A 16,814-nucleotide genomic window follows, 5' to 3' on the forward strand; every position below is an offset into this window, starting at 1 on the left:
GTCATTCGCAGACCAGGCCCTCCTCCAGTGCGGCGAGGTTGGCCTGCATGACGGACACATAGTCGTCGCCCGCGGCCGTCGCGTCCTCGGACAGGCCCTCCAGCGGGTCGAGCACTGCGGTGTTCACGCCGAGGTCCGAGGCGAGGGTCTCGGTGACCTTGGGGCTCACCAGGGTCTCCGAGTACAGGGTCTTGATGCCGCGCTCCTCGACCAGGTCGCCGATCTCGCGCAGGCGGGCCGGGGAGGGCTCCGCCTCGGGGTCGAGCCCGGAGATCCCCACCTGCTCCAGGGCGTACCGGTCGGCGAGATAGCCGAACGCGGCGTGGCTCGTCACCAGGGCCGCGCCCTGGCATGCGGCGAGGCCGTCCGCGAACTCCTGGTCCAGCTCGTCGAGCTGCTGGCCGAGGCGCTGAGCACCGGCGGCGTACTCGTCGGCGTGCTCGGGGTCCGTCGCGGCCAGCTCGTCGGCGACGACCTTCCCGACGGCGGCGAGCCGGCTCGGGTCGAGCCAGAAGTGGGGGTCGGCGGCGCCTTCCTCGGCGTGCTCCGCGTGCTCCTCCTCCGTCTCGCCGGCGTGCTCTTCGCCCTCTTCGGCGTGCTCGTCCTCGACTCCCGCGTGCTCCACGAGCTCGGCAGCGGCAGCGGCGTCGACCACGTGCTCGGGCGCACGGGCCTCGACGGCCTCGTCGACGGCGTTCTGGAAGCCGGACAGGTAGACCACCAGGTCGGCGGTGCCGATCTCGCGGACCTGCGCCGGGGAGAGCTCGAGGTCGTGCGGCTCGGCGGCCGGGGGCGTCAGGTTGTCGACGGTGACGAGGTCGCCGCCGATCTGCTGCGCCACGTACTGGAGCGGGTAGAACGAGGCGAGTACGGTGACGCCGTCGGACTCGTCGGAGGAGCCGCCTGCGTTCTGCGTCGAACAGCCTGCGAGGGTCGCCGTGGCGACAAGAGCGAGGCCGGCGAGAGCAGCACCGGTGGCGCGAGTCTTTATCATGAGAACGATTCTCACGCCTGTTGAGAACGGTTGTCAAAGATCGGCGCCGAGAGGTCGGTCACTGGCTTATTCGCGCAGGCTTCAACCTGCCCGGACGGTAGGCTGGGCGGACATTGTTTACCGCCTGTTCCCCTGGAGAGACCCTCGTGTCCGACAAGTCAGTGCGCTCTGCGCAGACCGCCAAGCTCGACGCCGTCGTCTCGCTCGCGAAGCGACGAGGTTTCGTCTTCCCGTCGGGTGAGATCTACGGTGGAACGCGCTCTGCGTGGGACTACGGCCCCCTCGGTGTGGAGCTCAAGGAGAACATCAAGCGCCAGTGGTGGCGTTCGACCGTCACGAGCCGTGACGACATCGTCGGCCTCGACTCGTCGGTCATCCTGCCCCGCCAGGTGTGGGTCGCCTCCGGCCACGTCGGCGTGTTCACGGACCCGCTCACCGAGTGCCTCTCGTGCCACAAGCGCTACCGCGTGGACCAGATGCAGGAGGCGCACGCGGAGAAGAAGGGCATCGACGACCCGGACTCCGTGCCGCTGACGGACCTGGTGTGCGTGAACTGCGGTACCCGCGGCCAGTGGACCGAGCCGCGCGACTTCAACATGATGCTGAAGACGTACCTCGGCCCGGTCGAGGACGAGTCCGGCCTGCACTACCTGCGCCCCGAGACCGCGCAGGGCATCTTCGTGAACTTCGCCAACGTCGCAGCGGCGGCACGCAAGAAGCCGCCGTTCGGCATCGGCCAGATCGGCAAGTCGTTCCGCAACGAGATCACGCCGGGCAACTTCATCTTCCGCACGCGCGAGTTCGAGCAGATGGAGATGGAGTTCTTCGTCAAGCCGGGCGAGGACGAGGAGTGGCACCAGTACTGGATCGACCAGCGCACCAGCTGGTACACCGACCTCGGCATCTCGGCCGACAACCTGCGCCACTTCGAGCACCCCAAGGACAAGCTGTCGCACTACTCGACCCGCACCGTGGACATCGAGTACCGCTTCGGCTTCCAGGGCAGCGAGTGGGGTGAGCTCGAGGGCATCGCGAACCGTACGGACTTCGACCTGAAGACCCACACGGAGAGCTCCGGCAAGGACCTCGCGTACCGCGACCCGGTGACGAACGAGAAGTACTACCCGTACGTCATCGAGCCGGCCGCGGGCCTCACCCGGTCCCTCATGGCCTTCCTCGTCGAGGCGTACGCGGAGGACGAGGCGCCCAACACCAAGGGCGGCGTCGACAAGCGCACCGTGCTGCGCCTGGACCCGCGCCTGGCGCCCGTCAAGGCAGCGGTGCTGCCGCTGTCCAAGACGTCGGACCTGCTCCCGGCGTCGGAGGCCCTCGCCGCCGAGCTGCGCAAGTACTGGAACGTCGACTACGACGTGACGCAGGCCATCGGCAAGCGCTACCGCCGCCAGGACGAGATCGGTACGCCGTTCTGCATCACCGTCGACTTCGACACGCTCGACGACCAGGCGGTGACGATCCGGCACCGCGACTCCATGGAGCAGGAGCGCGTGGCGCTGGACAAGGTCGTCGGCTACCTGGCCGGCCACCTCGTCGGAGCCTGAGGCAGCGGCTCGCTGGTTGAGGCGCGCGCGTCCTGCGTCTGCTCTCGTAGCAGGCGCAGGACGCGCGCGGCGTCCCTGTCGGTCGTCTCGATCTCGTGCAGGGGCTGGACACGAAGCGGCCCGTGCTCACCGACGACCAGTACCGCGCGTCTGGTGTCCTCGGGCGGAACGAACCGCACCATGAACGTGTTCAGCCAGACCTCGAGCTCGAACTGCCCGCCCTCTCCCAGCTCGACGAGGCGCGCAACTCCCTCAGCAGTGGTGACACCGCCCAGCGGAAACCCGCGGCCCAGAGGTGTCACCGCGGCGACTCCGGTCCGAACAAGTCCGACGAGCCACGACACACCTCCGGGATCGTCGGGGAGTGCGAGCGTCATGGGCTCCGCCATCGGGATCGGCGCCCCGAGCACTGCAGCCGCGGTGAGCCCCTCGAAGCGGTACTCCACGTCCACCAGACCTTCCATGAGCGACACGGTCATGCTCAGGTCGTCCGCTGCGCTGCTGTCGTCGACATGAGCCGCGAGATCACGGCGAACGTCGTCGTCGAGCGGCTCCAGCTCGATCCTCATCTGCTTGCCGGCAGCCGCCATGAGCGCCGACAGCATCTCCAGCGACGGGGAGCGGGCACCCGTCTCGATCGCCGCGACGGTGCCCCGTGAGACGCCGGCACGGGCGGCCAGGCTCGCCTGCGTCTGCTGTGCGGCGTATCGCGCGCCCTTGACGAGCTGAGCCGCGTTCACCTGTGCACCTTCGAATTCCACGACGCCATCGTGCCCGCTACGGCGGGCCGATGCCGGGCACCCGAGGACACCCTGTGGACAACCTCGACCCGAGGGGAACTGTAGGAATCCGGAGTGGGTTGCTCTGAGTAGACAACGTCTACTCAGAGCAACCGACCTCGCAGACGTACGTTCTCCCCCGAGGCCCCGGCCCCGCAGGCGTGCCGAACCGGTACCTCACCCGGGTGAGGTCACCGCGGATCGAGTCAGAATGTGCGGCCCCGGAGGTCTGGTAGTCGTAGCGGGCCCCGTCCAGGGTGCCCCAGGACCCAGAAGAGGTTGATCCCCATCATCCGCCGAATCATCGCCGCCGCCGCGAGCGCTATCGCGCTGGCCCTCGCGGCGTCGGTGCCCGCGCACGCGGCCCCCGCACCCGCACAGGCACAGGCACAGGCACTCCAGACCGCCTACGACACCGACCTCTCGGCCAATGCGAAGCCCGAACCGGTGGCCAGGCGGAAGCCGGTCACCGTCACAGGAACCCTCGAGGTGAGCCGGGGCGGGCAGTGGTACCCGCTGACCGACCAGGTCATGGCGATCTACTTCGACCCGGCCGGCCCTGTCGGCATGAGCAAGGTCGGCACGGTCCGAACCACCAGCACCGGCACCTACACGAACAAGTTCGCCGCGACCCGCACGGGAACGTGGATCGTGAAGTACGCGGGCAACAGCCGCTTCCAGCCCGCTCGGGCGACCGACTCCGTCTGCGTCTACGCCGAAGGCAGGTGGCAGTGCCCCGTCTCGCCCACCAACCCCGACCTCGACTGTGACGACGTCCGTCAGAAGGTCTGGGTGGGGACGAATGACTACCACGGCCTCGATGGGAACGACAACGACGGCTGGGGCTGCGAGTCCTACTCCTGACCTCCGCTGGGATGCACGTACCGACCATCCCAGGCATTGTGGAATGCTTAGGCAATGCTTACCTCACCTGCGGCGGCGCCCGCGGGACGCCGTGAGGGTGCGGAAGCCGTAGCTCACCGTGCCCGCCGCAGGACGCTCGCGCTGGCGACGGCGCTCGTCGCCCTGCTGCTCGTCGTCCTCGCGAGCCTCGCGCTCGGCGTCCGCGACATCAACCCGGCAGAGGTCTGGCGGGCACTGACGGCGCCGGTCGCCGGGTTCGTGGACCACGACGTGGTCCTGGACCAGCGGCTGCCGCGCACCGTCGTGGGCCTGGCGGCCGGGATCGCGCTCGGCACCGCGGGCACCCTGATCCAGGGGGTCACGCGGAACCCGATCGCGGATCCCGGCCTGCTCGGCCTGAACTCGGGCGCGTCGCTCGCCGTGGTCTGCGCGGTCTGGCTCTTCGGCATCACCTCGCCGATCGGCTATGTCTGGTTCGCCTTCCTCGGCGCCGCCGCCGCGGCGGCGATCGTGTTCTCGGTGGGGCGCGGCCAGCCCGTGCGGCTCGTGCTGGTCGGCGCCGCCGTGACGGCGCTCATCACGCCGCTCATCACCCTGGTGCTGCTGCAGGACCAGCAGGCGTTCAACCTGTACCGGTTCTGGTCGGTCGGCTCCCTCACGGGCCGCGGCCTGGACACCGTGCTCTGGCTGTGGCCGTTCATCCTGGTCGGCGTGATCCTCGCCGCCGTGCTCTCGCACCGGCTCAACATGCTGGCCCTCGGCGACGACGTCGCCACCGCGCTCGGCCAGCGGGTGGGCACCACGCGCACCCTCTCCGCGATCGCCATCGTGCTGCTCGCCGGTACCGCGACGTCGCTCGCCGGGCCGATCGCGCTGGTCGGGCTCGTGGTCCCGCACGCGGCGCGCCGCCTCGTGGGCACCGACTACCGCTGGGTCATGGCGATCGGCGCACTCCTGGGCCCCGTGATGCTGCTGGCCGCCGACGTCCTCGGACGGCTGATCCTGCCCCGGTCGGAGCTCGAGGCCGGCGTCGTCGCCGCGCTCCTCGGTGCGCCGGTGCTGATCGCCGTCGCCCGCAGCAGGAACGTGGTGGGAGCCTGATGACCGCCGACACCGCCGACACCGTCGACACCACTCTCGCCGCCACCGTCGCCGGCCTGCGCGCCGTCCGGCGCCGCCGGCAGATCCTCGTCGTGGCCGGGATGGCCCTCCTGGTGCTCGTCGCCGGGACCGGCGCCCTGCTGATCGGCGCCGCCGGGCTGACCCCGGGCCAGGCGATCGCCGGGGCCGTCGGGCTGGGCGACAAGGGCGATGTCTTCATCATCCAGAGGCTGCGCCTGCCCCGCATCGAGGCCGCCGTGGTGGTCGGTGCCGCGTTCGGGCTGGCGGGCGCCCTGTTCCAGTCGACCCTGCGCAACCCGCTGGCCTCGCCCGACATCCTCGGGATCTCCAGCGGTGCGAGCCTCGGGGCAGTGACCGGCCTGCTCGCGCTGGGCATGAGCGGGGTGGCGCTGTCCGGCCTGGCCTTCGCGGGCGCCGGCCTCGTCGCCCTCGCGATCTGGCTGCTGGCCTGGCGCAAGGGCCTGCACTCGATCCGGTTCGTGCTGGTCGGCGTCGGGTTCGCGTACCTGTGCTCGTCCATGGTCGCCTGGGCGATGGCCCGAGCGGAGGAGAACGAGGCGGCGGGTGTGCTCATCTGGACCGTCGGCTCCGTGTCCGACATCCGCGGCGAACAGCTCACGCTCGTCGCCGCGGGCACGCTCGTGCTCGCGGTCGCGGTCGCGGTCGTCGCCCGGGCCCAGGGGCCGCTCTCGCTCGGGGACGACAACGCGCGCGCACTCGGCGTGCACGTGGACGCGGCCCGGATCGGCACGCTGCTGCTCGCGGTCGCGCTCGTCGCGCTCGCGACCAGCGCGGCCGGCCCGATCGCCTTCGTCGCCCTGGTCGCGCCCGCCATCGCCCGCCGCCTGGTGAACGACGGCGGCGCCGCGCTCGTCGCGTCCGCCGCTACCGGTGCGGCCCTGACCCTGGTGGCGGACGTCGTCGGGCAGCATGCGCTGCTCGGCGTCGCCGCCCCCGTGGGCATCGTCACGGGGCTCGTGGGCGCCCCCTACCTGCTGTGGCTGCTCGCCACGAACGAGAAGAGGAGCCGATGACCAACCTGCGCGCCGAAGGCGTCAGCCTGGGCTACGAGGGCCTGCGTGTCATCGAGGGCCTGGACCTGACACTGCCCGACGGCAAGATCACCGCCGTCGTCGGGCCGAACGCCTGCGGCAAGTCCACGCTGCTGCGCGGCCTCGCGCGGCTGCACCCGCTCGACGGCGGCCGGATCACGCTCGACGGCACCGACATCACGGCGATGCCCCGCAAGGAGCTGGCCCGCAAGGTCGGCATGCTGCCGCAGTCGTCCATCGCGCCCGACGGCGTCCGCGTCGCCGAGCTCGTCAGCCGCGGCCGGTACCCGCACCAGGGCTGGTTCGGCAGGCACTCGTCGGACGACGACGCCGTGGTCACCACCGCGCTCGAGTCCACCGGCGTCGCCGAGCTTGCGGACCGGCCCGTCGCCGAGCTGTCGGGCGGCCAGCGTCAGCGCGTGTGGATCGCCATGGTCCTGGCCCAGCAGACCGACATCGTGCTGCTCGACGAGCCGACGACGTTCCTCGACGTGCGCCACCAGCTCGACCTGCTGGACCTGCTCACGGAGCTGAACCGCGACCGCGGCACGACCGTCGCCATGGTGCTGCACGAGCTCAATCTCGCCGCGCGCTACGCCGACCACCTGGTCGTGATGTCGGCTGGGCGGATCGTCGCCGAGGGTGCGCCGTCGGACGTGCTGACCCAGGACGTGGTGAGCGAGGCGTTCGGGCTGCGCGCCCAGGTGGTGCTCGACCCCGTGGCGGGCTCGCCGCTGGTCGTGCCGGTGGGCCGCTTCCACTCGGGCGAGTAATGCACCTCACTTCAGCGCTCCCCAATTTCGCAACATCGTCGTTACCTAATGTGGTTAGGGTTACCTCATCTCGACCGGCAACCGCCGGTCGTTCGCCTGAACCCCAGGAGTAACCGTGCGCCCTCGCCGTTCCCTCGCGGCGGCCGTCGGCATTGTCGCCGCGTCCGCCCTCGCCCTGTCAGGCTGCACGTCCGAAGCCCCTGCCGCGGACGGCGCGACGCCGTCGGCCGATGCTTCCGGCGCCACCGACGAGTTCCCGCTGACGATCAAGCACGCCCTCGGCGAGACCACCATCGACGAGGCGCCCGTGCGTGTCGCCACGTGGGGCTGGGGCTCGACCGAGGCCGCGATCGCCGCGGGTGTCTACCCGGTCGCCGTCGCCGAGCAGACCTGGACCGTCGGCGAGGGCAACCTCCTGCCGTGGGTCGAGGAGGCCTACGACGAGGCGGGCATCGACAAGCCCACGGTGCTGACCGACGCCGAGGCCGGCGCGTCCGTGCCCTACGAGGAGTTCGCGGCCGCCGAGCCCGACGTCATCATCGCCACCTACTCGGGCATCACGCAGGAGCAGTACGACCTGCTCAGCGAGATCGCCCCGGTCGTCGCCTACCCGGACGGCCCGTGGCAGACGTCGTGGGACGACACGATCACGTTGACGGCGAATGCGCTCGGCCGCAGCGCCGCGGGTGAAGACGTGCTCGCAGGCATCGACGAGTACCTCGCCGGCCTCGCCGCGGAACACCCCGAGTTCGAGGGCAAGACGATCGCCGCGATCTGGGACGCACCGGACCTCGACGCGGTGTACGTGTACAACTCGTCCGACGCTCGCGCCGGCTTCCTGGAGCGCCTCGGTTTCACCACCGCGCCAGCGGTCGACGAGCTCGACACCACCGATGGCAAGGAATTCACGTACACCCTGTCCTACGAGGAGCTGGACAAGCTCGAGTCGGACGTCGTCGTCAACTACTCCCAGACCGAGGAGCTCGCGGCGGAGGTTCCGGACAAGCCCGAGCTGCAGGCGATCCCGGCCATCAAGGCAGGCAAGCTTGCCCAGCTCGCCGGCACGATCCCCGTCTCGTCGGTCGGCCCTCCGACCGCCCTGTCATACAACTACCCGGACGGTGTGCCCGCACTGGTCGACGCGCTCGCTGACGTCCTGGGCTGATTGCTGATGGACGCCTGGCGGAGGCCTTGGGCAAGGTAACGCCCGCAGGGTAGGCCTACGAATTCGGGGTCGGTTGCTCTGAGTAGACATCGTCTACTCAGAGCAACCGACCCCGAATTCGTGCTGTCACCCCGAGGGGCCTCCCGCCCCGCCGTCAGAGCCGGCCCCGCTGGTCGAGCCTGTCGAGACCCCTACGCCCCAGCCTGCGGGGTGTCGAGCGCACCGCCGTAGCGGCGGTCGCGCCTCGCGTACTCCTCGACGGCGCGCCAGAGGTGCCGGCGGTCGACGTCGGGCCACGGCTCGTCGAGGAACACCATCTCGGCATACGCGGCCTGCCACAGCATGAAGTTCGACGTGCGCTGCTCGCCGGACGACCGCAGGAACAGGTCCACGTCGGGCAGGTCGGCCAGGTACAGGTACTTCTGCACCGTCTTCTCGTTGATCCGGTTCGGGTTCAGCCGACCGGCTGCGACGTCGCGCGCCATGGCCGCGGCGGCGTCGGCCAGCTCGGCCCGGCCGCCGTAGTTGACGCACATCGTCAGGGTGCAGAGGTCGTTGTCCTTGGTGCGCTCCTCGGCCTCCTGGAGCACATTGATCACCGACTTCCACAGCTTCGGACGGCGTCCGGCCCAGCGGATCCGCACGCCCCACGACGCCATGACGTCGCACTGGCGCCGCATCACGTCCTGCGTGAAGTTCATCAGGAAGCTCACCTCCTCGGGTGAGCGCTTCCAGTTCTCGGTGCTGAACGCGTACGCCGAGACGTACTCGACGCCGACGTCGACGGCCCCGGCGACGACGTCGAGCAGCGACATCTCACCCGCCCGGTGGCCCTCGATGCGGGGCAGGCCACGGGCGTTCGCCCAGCGCCCGTTGCCGTCCATGACTATGGCGACGTGGCGCGGCACGAACTCCTTCGGGATCCGCGGTGCCTGCGCGCCGGACGGGTGCGGGAAGGGCGCGACCAGCTCGCGGCTCGCGGTCCGGGCCATCAGCGCTCCACCATCTTCAACGATCGCAACGTTCTCTCCAGGTAGTACTGGCCATAGGCGGCGACGAGGCCGCTCGCCTCCTTGCGGTGCCGCGCGTCGGACGCGTCGGCGGTCTCCCAGTCGCCCGCGAGCAGCGAGGACAGCAGGGCGAAGGTCTCGGGCGCGGGCGCGGTGGAACCCGGCGGCCGGCAGCGCGGGCAGACGGCGCCGCCCTGCGCGACATTGAACGAGTGGTGCGGCCCCGGCTCGCCGCAGCGCGCACAGTCCTCGAATGACGGCGCCCAGCCCGCGACCGCGAGCGCGCGCAGCAGGTACGAGTCGAGCACCAGGCCGGCGTCGTGATGCCGCTCCGACAGAGCGCGCAGCCCGCCGGCGAGCAGCCAGTACTGCTGCACAGACGGCTCGTGCTCCTGCGCGACCAGCCGGTCGGCGGCCTCGAGCATCACGGTGCCTGTCGTGTACAGGTTGTAGTCCTGGCTGATGGCCCGGGCGTACGCCCCGATGGTCTCGACCTGCGTCACGGTGTCGAGCCCCATGCCGGGGCGCGGGCTGCGGCCGGTGTGGAACTGCACGTCGACCGCCATGAAGGGCTCGAGCCGCGCGCCGAACTTGGACGACGTCCGCCGCACGCCCTTGCCCACTCCGCGCACCTTGCCGTGCTCGCGTGTCAGGAACGTGACGATGCGGTCCGCCTCACCCAGCTTGTGGGTGCGCAGGACAATCGCGTCGTCTCGGTACAGGGGCACGAGAACATCATCCCAGGTGCGTCTGACACTCCGGACGCGTCAGCGCTCTCCATCTTCTGGTCGCGCTGCGCTCCGCGTCAGCGCTCCACGAACCGCGTGCCGTCCGACGTCAGCTCCGGCTCCCACACGAACCGGTGGATCACGTGCTTCTCGAGCACACCGCGGACGATGAGCGCGACCGTCCCCCAGATCGCGAAGAGCAGGACCGTCTGCAGGAAGTTGTTGGTGATCTTCTCGAACCCGGTGAGGGCGAGCGTGGGGATCAGGAACATCAGGCCGAGGAAGGCGGGCAGCAGGTGCACGCCGATCCACTGCACCACCGAGAGCAGCTCGACGCGGCGTTCGGCGAGGACACCGTGGAAGTCCATCACGTTGACCACGTGGTCCGCGCGCCACTTGGCGACGTGCCGGGCGACCGTCCACTGTGCGTCCCTGGCGTCCAGGGAGGAGCTTCCGCTCGGGAGCCAGATCCCGAGGATCTGGTGGATCTCGGCGGGCGTCAGGTAGCCCTTGTCGAGGATCGTCAGGCTGTGCACCGGCGGCTGGCGCGTGTTCGTCGGCAGCACGAGCGCGGCCAGGAACAGCAGGACGCCACCGGACCCGAGCAGCGCCACCAGCGCGTCCGGGAGCCACGGCAGGAGCAGGGTCGCGGTGGCGAAAGCCAGCGCGCCGAGGAGCGCGCAGACTATGCGGTTCTTCATGGTCATGGTGAGCAGGACTTTACCGGCATCTCGCCCTGACCTGTAGCAAAGGTCCGGCAGCGATCGGAAGAACAGATCAGAAGAACCGTCAGAAGAACAGAGTGTCCCGCCTGCCCAGCGGGCGGGCGATGAGCCACCACGCGAGGACCTGGAGCGCGAGGATCACCGGCAGCACCGCGAGCGCCACGAACCCGAGAGAGGCCATGGCCTCCGGGGAGATCCCGCCCTCGACGAGTCGTGGCCACGCGGCGACGGCGGTCCCGACGACGGGCGCCGCGATCATCACCGAGGTGACGATCACGGGCAGCGGTCCCGTGCGACGCAGGCGCCACGCGACGACGGCGTCACCGTGCAGGCGCGTCACCACCACCGCCACGATGCCGAGGCCCAGGGCCGCGAGGCCGTTCCCCCACGCCACGCCGAGCAGTGCGCCCCAGCTCCCGGCGAGCGCGATGCTCGCGACCACGAGCACGACGTCCCACACGTCCCGCCAGATCTTGCCGGGTCGCCTGCTGCGCAGCCACATCCCGGCGTCGCGCAGCACCCACGACCCGATCAGTGTGATCGCCACCGGTGACCCCGCGTCCAGCAGGTCCGCCGTGGCGTGCGGGAACACGCCGACCAGCACCCCGAGCGCGGCCAGCAGCCACACCTCGCCGGGCAGCAGCAGCGGCCCGACGGCGCCCAGCACCACGCGCCGCTCCGCCGGTTCGCGCCGCCGGTTGCCGCCCTCGTGGCCGCGCTCCTGCAGCAGGGTCGCGCCGGCGCCCTGGACGGCTCCGTCGAGCAGCACCCACCCCGTCACCAGGACGGCCAGGAGGACTGCCCAAGCCGCTGCACTCATCCGACCACCTCCGGCTCGGGCCTCGCGTCCGGTATTCCGGCACGTTCCAGAGACTACGTAGCCGGACCGGTCACTGCGACAGGATTCGGGCAGAACTGGGGAAAGGTCAGGGATCACCCCGAGCACGTGATCGGGCTCGCCCTACCCCCGGCCGGGAAAGCTCGCGGGACCGGGACCGGGACCGGGACCGGGGCCGGCCCGGTCGACGTCGTCCCCGCCGCCCAGGTCCGTGCAGTCGACGGCGACGGCGGCATGGGCGCGCAGGTACGGGCCGGCGCCCGTGTCACCCCGTACCGCGTCGGCCAGCGGCCGCCAGTGCTCACGGCCCACCACCACGGGGTGCCCGGGTTTGCCGCCGTAGACGGCGCGGGCCAGCGCGTGGCGCGCGGCTTCCGGATCTCCGGACGCGGTGGCGAGCACCCGGCGGACGGCGTCGGCCCGCAGGCCGGGCAGGTCCACGAGGGAGACGACGGCGACGTCGGCTCCGCTCGCCCGGTCGGCCGACCGCACGGACGCCGACGCCGTCTCCCCGCCGGCCGGCACGCTCTCGGCCGCCGCGAGGCCCGCCCGGAGCGACGCCGCTATCCCGGACGCCCAGTCGGCGGCGACCACCGCCGTGGCGGTGGCGGGCACCAGCTCCCGCGCCTCGTCGGCCCGCGCCCCGAGCACCACGACGACGTCCGCGCAGCCGCCGTCGAGCAGCGCGCGGCACGCGAGCTGGACCCACGGGACGCCGTCGTCATCCCGCGCGAGCGCCTTGGGCATCCCGAACCGGCTCCCGGCCCCGCCGGACAGCACAATCCCGACCCCTTTCACGAACCCGGCCCCAACTAGACCGGTGAGAACGGGGCTCTGGCCGTCGTCGCGCATGACGCGAACATAACCCCGTTCTCGGTAGGTCCGGTCAGCGGCCGTAGCGGGCCAGGACGAACGACTCCGCGATCTGCGCCAGGAGGTAGAGCGCCAGGGAGGCCAGCGTCACCACCAGGACGCACGTCCAGACCAGGTTGTTCTCCGACTGGCCGACGGCGTTGACCACCATGCTGCCGATCCCCCGGCCGGTGATCAGCCACTCGGCGAGCAGCGCGCCCGTGATGGCGCCCGGCACCGAGATGCGGATCGACGCGAACAGCGCGGGCAGCGCCGACGGGAACGCGACCTTGACCAGCAGGGCGAACGGTCCGCCGCCGTACACGTGCACGACGTCGGACATCTGCGTGGACACCGAGCGCAGCCCCTGGACGATGTTCACCAGGGCGGGGAACAGCACGACGATCCCGGAGACCACCGCCACGCGGACCAGCTCGTCGGAGAAGAGCAGCCGGATGATCGGCGTCAGCGCGATGAGCGGCACCGCGCGCAGGATCAGGGCGACCGGCATGACGGCGGTCTCGACCGGCCGGAACAGCACGATCAGGGCCGCCGCGACGGTCGCGGCGAGCATGCCCGCCACGAAGCCGATGGCGGCGTCGCCCAGCGTGATGCCGAGCGCCGTGGCAATCTCCGCGCGGGTCCGGGCGGCGTCGTCGTCGGCGAAGAGGAACTCGTAGACCTCGGCGGGGCCCTTGGCGACGAAGGTGTTGTCCACCAGCGCCACGGACACGATCCACACCGCGGCGAGGATCGCGAGCATGAGCAGCGCGGTGCCTACCGCTCTGGCCAGGCCGGTCGCGAGGGCGCGGCCGGTGCCGCCCTTGGTCGATACCCTCGCGGCCCGGCTCGCCGCATCCAGCTGGAGCCGGACCAGCTCTGTCGAGAGCCCGCTCATCCTCGTCCCCCTCCGGTCGACCACGGCACCGCTACCCGGCCGAGCACGCCGAACACCGCGTACCCGATGCCCGCGACGAGCGCGCAGGCGAACATGATTCCCCAGGCGCGCTCGACCATGAGGCCTTGACCTGCGGCGATGAGCGCTGGCCCGACGCCGCGGTCCACGCCGCCGATGTACTCCCCGAGGATCGCACCGAGGAACGCCGCCGGGGCCGCGATCTTCAGCGCGCTGATGATCTCCGGCAGCGCGGACACGAGCTGCACCGTGACGAGCTGCTTCCAGCGGCCGCCGCCGTAGACCCGCACGACGTCGAGCGCCGCCCGGTCTGCGGACCGGAACCCGAGCACCGCCCCGACGACCGTGGTGAAGAACACGGACAGCGCCGCCAGCACCACCGCCGTCGGCGAGGGTTCGCCCGAGTCCGGCGGGCCGAGCACGATGTACAGGATCGGCAGGACGGCGATGGTCGGCACGCAGTAGCTGATGACCGCGATCTGCGAGATCACCGGCTCCAGCCGCGGCGTGAGCAGCACGAGGGCCGCGAGCACGAGCGCCAGGCCGTTGCCCCACGCGAACCCGATCAGCGCCTCGACGACGGTGCCGCCGAAGTTGTTCGCGTAGAAGACCCAGCCGTCGACGGCGTACTGGCGCAGCACGCCGGGCGGCGTCGGCATCGACGAGCCGTCGAAGACCGTGACCGCGAGCAGCCACCACAGCGCGACGAGGCCGGCCAGCCCTGCCCCGCCGCCCAGCCAGGCGCGGGCGCGGTCAGGCATCGCCGGCCGCGCTTGCGTCGTCGGCCAGGCTGCCGCCGTCGGCCGGGCTCCCGCCGTCGGCCACCGAGTCCGCGAACAGGAGCTCCGACGCCCGGTCGTGCAGGGCGTGGAACTCCGGGCTGCGCATCATCTCGGGCAGGCGCGGACGCGGCAGGTCGACCTCGATGATCTCCTTGATCCGGCCGGGCCGCGCGCTCATGACCGCCACCTGGTCGGACAGGAAGATGGCCTCCGAGATGCCGTGCGTGACCATGAGCGTGGTGGCGGGCTTCTCGGTCCAGATCCGCAGCAGCTCCAGGTTGAGGCGCTGCCGGGTCATGTCGTCGAGGGCACCGAACGGCTCGTCGAGCAGCAGCACCGACGGCTTGACCACCAGGGCGCGCGCGATGGACACCCGCTGCCGCATGCCGCCGGAGAGCTGGCCCGGCTTCGCCTTCTCGAAGCCGGTCAGGCCGACGAGCCGGATGAGCTCGGCGATCAGCTCGCGGTCCACGGGCTCGCCCGAGACCTCGAACGGCAGCCGCAGGTTGGACTCGACCGACCGCCAGGGCAGCAGGGCGGAGTCCTGGAACGCGATGCCGAGCTCGTGGCCCGCACGCAGCTGCTGCGCGTCCTTGCCGTCCACCTTGGCGGTGCCCGACGTCGGCGCCTCCAGCCCCGCGAGGATCCGCAGGATCGTGGACTTGCCACAGCCGCTCGGGCCCAGCAGCGACAGGAAGCTGCCCTGGTCGGTGTGCAGGGTGACGTCGTCGAGCGCGGTCACCGTCTTGCGGCCCGAACCGAACGTCTTCGAGAGGTTGGCGATGTGCAGGCCGGTGCCGGCCCCACCCTCCAGGGCGGGGCCGACGCCGGGCGTGACATCTGTGCCGGACTGGATGACGGACTGAGTGACTGACTGGTCTGCCACGATCAGCCCTTGAGCTCGGGCTTCTCTGCCAGCAGCTCCTCCAGGAGCGACAGGTCGAAGACGTCCTCCTGGGCGGCGTCGATCCCGGCCGCCTCGAACGTCGCCATGTTCTGTGCCATGAGCTCGTCGCTGATCGTGAAGAGGCCGTTCTCCGCGGTCTCGTCGGAGTTGATCAGCTCCTCGCACTGCACGGTGTTCTGCTCGATCTCCTTCTCCAGGTCGAGGTCCTGGTCGGCGCCGTACTCGTCGACGGCGAGCTTCGCGCCGCCCTCCAGGTCGGTGCAGGCGTCGGTCCAGCCCTTGATCTCGGCCTCGAGGAACGCCTTGACCGCCTCGGGGCGCTCGGCGATGGTCTCGTCGGTCGCGATGACCGACTCGGCGACGAACGGCAGCCCGTTGTCGGCGAACAGGAGGTTGGTGACCTCCTCGCCCTGGGCCTCGACGATGATCGACTCGTTGGTCACGTACGCGAGGAACCCGTCGACCTCACCGTTGACCAGCGGCTGCGGGTCGTACTGCACCGGCACGATCTCGACGTCGTCCTCGGTGAGGCCGTTGGCGGCCAGCAGGGCGGAGAACAGCAGACCGTTGCCGCCGTCCTGCACGCCGATCTTCTTGCCCTTGAGGTCCTCGATCGTCGCGATGTCCGCGCCGTCCTTGAGGGACAGGATCGTGAACGGGTTCTTCTGGAACGTGGTGCCCACGATCTTGATGGGCGCGTCCTCGTTCGCGACGACCTGGCCCGCCGTGACGGCGTTCGTGAGGCCGAAGTCGGCCTTGCCGGAGGCCACCAGGTTCTCGGTGGCGCCGGGGCCGGCGTTGAGCGTGACCTCGCCGAAACCGGCGTCCGCGTAGTAGCCCTTGCTGTCGGCCATGAACTCGCCGGCGAACTCCGCGTTCTTGATCCAGGAGAGCTGGACCGTGAGGTCGCCGAGACCCTCCCCCTCAGCAGGGGCGTCGTCGCCGGAGGCGCACGCCGCGAGGGCGAGCGAGGCAGCGGCCGCGACGGCCGTCAGGCGCACAGCGCGCCCAGGACGGGAAAGCATCATGTGTGGTTCTCCTGTTGTGCTGGGAGGGGTGAGCCGAAACCCGCGTTTCTTTTCGAGCCGGACGCTAGGGACCCGTGGTTTCGCGCCCGGCGTCCACGCGTTACGCCGCCGTAAAACGTGGGACGCGCGGCCGAATCGTTACCGGGGCGGTCAGTACGGGGTGCGGGACGTGTGGGAGCGCCAGGCCTCGAAAGGTTCTCCTGCGCGCGGGATGCGGTGCTCGACCACCGGGTTGGGCCACGTCGAGCGGTCCCGCGCCAGGAGCTCGTAGAACTCGCGGTCGTCGAAGCCGGCCCGCTCCGCGTCGTGCCGGTCCGCGGCGAAGACGACACGGTCCGCACGCGCCCACAGCGCAGCGGACAGGCACAGCGGGCAGGGCTCGCACGACGCGTAGAGCGTCGCCCCGGCCAGCGAGAACGTCTTGAGGGCCTGGCACGCGGCCCGGATCGCGACCACCTCGGCGTGTGCCGTGGGGTCGAGGTCGCGCGTCACCCGGTTCCCGGCCGCCGCCACCTCGACGCCGTCGCGCACGACGACGGCCCCGAAGGGGCCACCGCCGTCGGCCACGTTCTGGGTGGCGACCTCGACGGCGCGGGCGAGCCAGGCCTCGTCGTCCGGGCTCACGGAGGCCAGGGACGTGCCGGACTTCTCGATATGGCTGATCACCCTTCGATGCTCGCACCGCGGCGTTTCAACCACATTCCCAGCAGGTCACCCCCA

General features: G+C 70.9%; 18 protein-coding genes. 6 read left to right on the plus strand and 12 right to left on the minus strand.

The window, feature by feature from the left end:
- Position 1: 1 nt before the first annotated feature.
- Positions 2-994, minus strand: coding sequence for a metal ABC transporter substrate-binding protein (locus ACFO6V_RS09790; protein ID WP_377134689.1), 993 nt, complete (start codon positions 992-994; stop codon positions 2-4).
- A gap of 146 nt (positions 995-1,140) precedes the next feature.
- Between ACFO6V_RS09790 and ACFO6V_RS09795 the strand changes: the two genes are divergently transcribed.
- Positions 1,141-2,553 carry a glycine--tRNA ligase gene (locus tag ACFO6V_RS09795; RefSeq protein WP_377134691.1) on the plus strand — a complete coding sequence of 471 codons (1,413 nt, stop codon included), beginning with the start codon at positions 1,141-1,143 and terminating at the stop codon, positions 2,551-2,553.
- Here the strand turns inward: ACFO6V_RS09795 and ACFO6V_RS09800 are convergent.
- Positions 2,523-3,314 carry a helix-turn-helix transcriptional regulator gene (locus ACFO6V_RS09800; protein ID WP_377134694.1) on the minus strand — a complete coding sequence of 264 codons (792 nt, stop codon included), beginning with the start codon at positions 3,312-3,314 and terminating at the stop codon, positions 2,523-2,525. The genes ACFO6V_RS09795 and ACFO6V_RS09800 overlap by 31 nt on opposite strands.
- A 297-nt stretch (positions 3,315-3,611) precedes the next feature.
- Here ACFO6V_RS09800 and ACFO6V_RS09805 point away from each other — a divergent pair, with 297 nt between their 5' ends.
- From ACFO6V_RS09805 to ACFO6V_RS09825, 5 genes are all read left to right on the plus strand, one after another.
- The gene (locus ACFO6V_RS09805; RefSeq protein ID WP_377134696.1) at positions 3,612-4,196 is read left to right on the plus strand and encodes a hypothetical protein; all 585 of its coding nucleotides are present in this window, start codon (positions 3,612-3,614) and stop codon (positions 4,194-4,196) included.
- Between the two features lie 54 nt (positions 4,197-4,250).
- The gene (locus ACFO6V_RS09810; RefSeq protein WP_377134699.1) at positions 4,251-5,297 is read left to right on the plus strand and encodes a FecCD family ABC transporter permease; all 1,047 of its coding nucleotides are present in this window, start codon (positions 4,251-4,253) and stop codon (positions 5,295-5,297) included.
- Positions 5,297-6,352 carry a FecCD family ABC transporter permease gene (locus ACFO6V_RS09815; RefSeq protein ID WP_377134701.1) on the plus strand — a complete coding sequence of 352 codons (1,056 nt, stop codon included), beginning with the start codon at positions 5,297-5,299 and terminating at the stop codon, positions 6,350-6,352. The genes ACFO6V_RS09810 and ACFO6V_RS09815 overlap by 1 nt, the downstream gene beginning before the upstream one ends.
- Positions 6,349-7,143 carry an ABC transporter ATP-binding protein gene (locus ACFO6V_RS09820; RefSeq protein ID WP_377134703.1) on the plus strand — a complete coding sequence of 265 codons (795 nt, stop codon included), beginning with the start codon at positions 6,349-6,351 and terminating at the stop codon, positions 7,141-7,143. Before ACFO6V_RS09815 ends, ACFO6V_RS09820 begins: the two co-directional genes overlap by 4 nt.
- 115 nt (positions 7,144-7,258) lie before the next feature.
- Positions 7,259-8,308: an iron-siderophore ABC transporter substrate-binding protein gene (locus ACFO6V_RS09825; protein ID WP_377134705.1), complete on the plus strand. Its 1,050-nt coding sequence runs from the start codon at positions 7,259-7,261 to the stop codon at positions 8,306-8,308.
- A 191-nt stretch (positions 8,309-8,499) separates the two neighbouring features.
- On the opposite strand, the gene ACFO6V_RS09830 is transcribed toward ACFO6V_RS09825, so the two are convergent.
- From ACFO6V_RS09830 to ACFO6V_RS09875, 10 genes are all read right to left on the minus strand, one after another.
- A complete protein-coding gene (locus ACFO6V_RS09830; protein WP_377134707.1) occupies positions 8,500-9,300 on the minus strand; it encodes an isoprenyl transferase in 801 nt (266 codons plus the stop codon).
- Entirely contained in the window at positions 9,300-10,046 is a 747-nt protein-coding gene (gene recO, locus ACFO6V_RS09835; protein ID WP_357509112.1) for a DNA repair protein RecO, read from the minus strand. The genes ACFO6V_RS09830 and recO overlap by 1 nt, the downstream gene beginning before the upstream one ends.
- Before the next feature lie 77 nt (positions 10,047-10,123).
- Positions 10,124-10,753, minus strand: coding sequence for a hypothetical protein (locus ACFO6V_RS09840; protein ID WP_377134710.1), 630 nt, complete (start codon positions 10,751-10,753; stop codon positions 10,124-10,126).
- 82 nt (positions 10,754-10,835) lie between these two features.
- Positions 10,836-11,591 carry a cytochrome d ubiquinol oxidase subunit II gene (locus ACFO6V_RS09845; protein ID WP_377134712.1) on the minus strand — a complete coding sequence of 252 codons (756 nt, stop codon included), beginning with the start codon at positions 11,589-11,591 and terminating at the stop codon, positions 10,836-10,838.
- Positions 11,592-11,732: 141 nt separating this feature from the next.
- A complete protein-coding gene (locus tag ACFO6V_RS09850) occupies positions 11,733-12,461 on the minus strand; it encodes a nucleotidyltransferase family protein (protein ID WP_377134714.1) in 729 nt (242 codons plus the stop codon).
- A 34-nt stretch (positions 12,462-12,495) separates the two neighbouring features.
- A complete protein-coding gene (locus tag ACFO6V_RS09855) occupies positions 12,496-13,359 on the minus strand; it encodes an ABC transporter permease (protein ID WP_377134716.1) in 864 nt (287 codons plus the stop codon).
- A complete protein-coding gene (locus ACFO6V_RS09860; RefSeq protein WP_377134718.1) occupies positions 13,356-14,138 on the minus strand; it encodes an ABC transporter permease in 783 nt (260 codons plus the stop codon). Before ACFO6V_RS09860 ends, ACFO6V_RS09855 begins: the two co-directional genes overlap by 4 nt.
- Positions 14,131-15,015, minus strand: a complete 885-nt coding sequence (locus ACFO6V_RS09865; RefSeq protein ID WP_464720923.1) for an ABC transporter ATP-binding protein — start codon at positions 15,013-15,015, stop codon at positions 14,131-14,133. Before ACFO6V_RS09865 ends, ACFO6V_RS09860 begins: the two co-directional genes overlap by 8 nt.
- A gap of 32 nt (positions 15,016-15,047) precedes the next feature.
- Positions 15,048-16,094 (minus strand): ABC transporter substrate-binding protein, encoded by a 1,047-nt coding sequence (locus ACFO6V_RS09870; protein WP_377134720.1) that lies wholly within the window; start codon positions 16,092-16,094, stop codon positions 15,048-15,050.
- Between the two features lie 150 nt (positions 16,095-16,244).
- On the minus strand, positions 16,245-16,757 hold the full coding sequence (locus ACFO6V_RS09875) for a nucleoside deaminase (protein ID WP_377135205.1): 513 nt from the start codon (positions 16,755-16,757) through the stop codon (positions 16,245-16,247).
- Between the last annotated feature and the right edge of the window lie 57 nt (positions 16,758-16,814).

Source organism: Promicromonospora alba, from assembly GCF_042654905.1.
Lineage (GTDB): Bacteria > Actinomycetota > Actinomycetes > Actinomycetales > Cellulomonadaceae > Promicromonospora > Promicromonospora alba.

Excerpts from the sequence above, each read along its gene's own strand:
- ACFO6V_RS09790 (WP_377134689.1), bottom strand. The coding sequence starts at position 994 with ATGATAAAGACTCGCGCCACCGGTGCTGCTCTCGCCGGCCTCGCTCTT.
- ACFO6V_RS09810 (WP_377134699.1), top strand. The coding sequence starts at position 4,251 with ATGCTTACCTCACCTGCGGCGGCGCCCGCGGGACGCCGTGAGGGTGCG.
- ACFO6V_RS09815 (WP_377134701.1), top strand. The coding sequence starts at position 5,297 with ATGACCGCCGACACCGCCGACACCGTCGACACCACTCTCGCCGCCACC.
- ACFO6V_RS09820 (WP_377134703.1), top strand. The coding sequence starts at position 6,349 with ATGACCAACCTGCGCGCCGAAGGCGTCAGCCTGGGCTACGAGGGCCTG.
- ACFO6V_RS09830 (WP_377134707.1), bottom strand. The coding sequence starts at position 9,300 with ATGGCCCGGACCGCGAGCCGCGAGCTGGTCGCGCCCTTCCCGCACCCG.
- ACFO6V_RS09840 (WP_377134710.1), bottom strand. The coding sequence starts at position 10,753 with ATGACCATGAAGAACCGCATAGTCTGCGCGCTCCTCGGCGCGCTGGCT.
- ACFO6V_RS09845 (WP_377134712.1), bottom strand. The coding sequence starts at position 11,591 with ATGAGTGCAGCGGCTTGGGCAGTCCTCCTGGCCGTCCTGGTGACGGGG.
- ACFO6V_RS09850 (WP_377134714.1), bottom strand. The coding sequence starts at position 12,461 with ATGCGCGACGACGGCCAGAGCCCCGTTCTCACCGGTCTAGTTGGGGCC.
- ACFO6V_RS09855 (WP_377134716.1), bottom strand. The coding sequence starts at position 13,359 with ATGAGCGGGCTCTCGACAGAGCTGGTCCGGCTCCAGCTGGATGCGGCG.
- ACFO6V_RS09860 (WP_377134718.1), bottom strand. The coding sequence starts at position 14,138 with ATGCCTGACCGCGCCCGCGCCTGGCTGGGCGGCGGGGCAGGGCTGGCC.
- ACFO6V_RS09870 (WP_377134720.1), bottom strand. The coding sequence starts at position 16,094 with ATGATGCTTTCCCGTCCTGGGCGCGCTGTGCGCCTGACGGCCGTCGCG.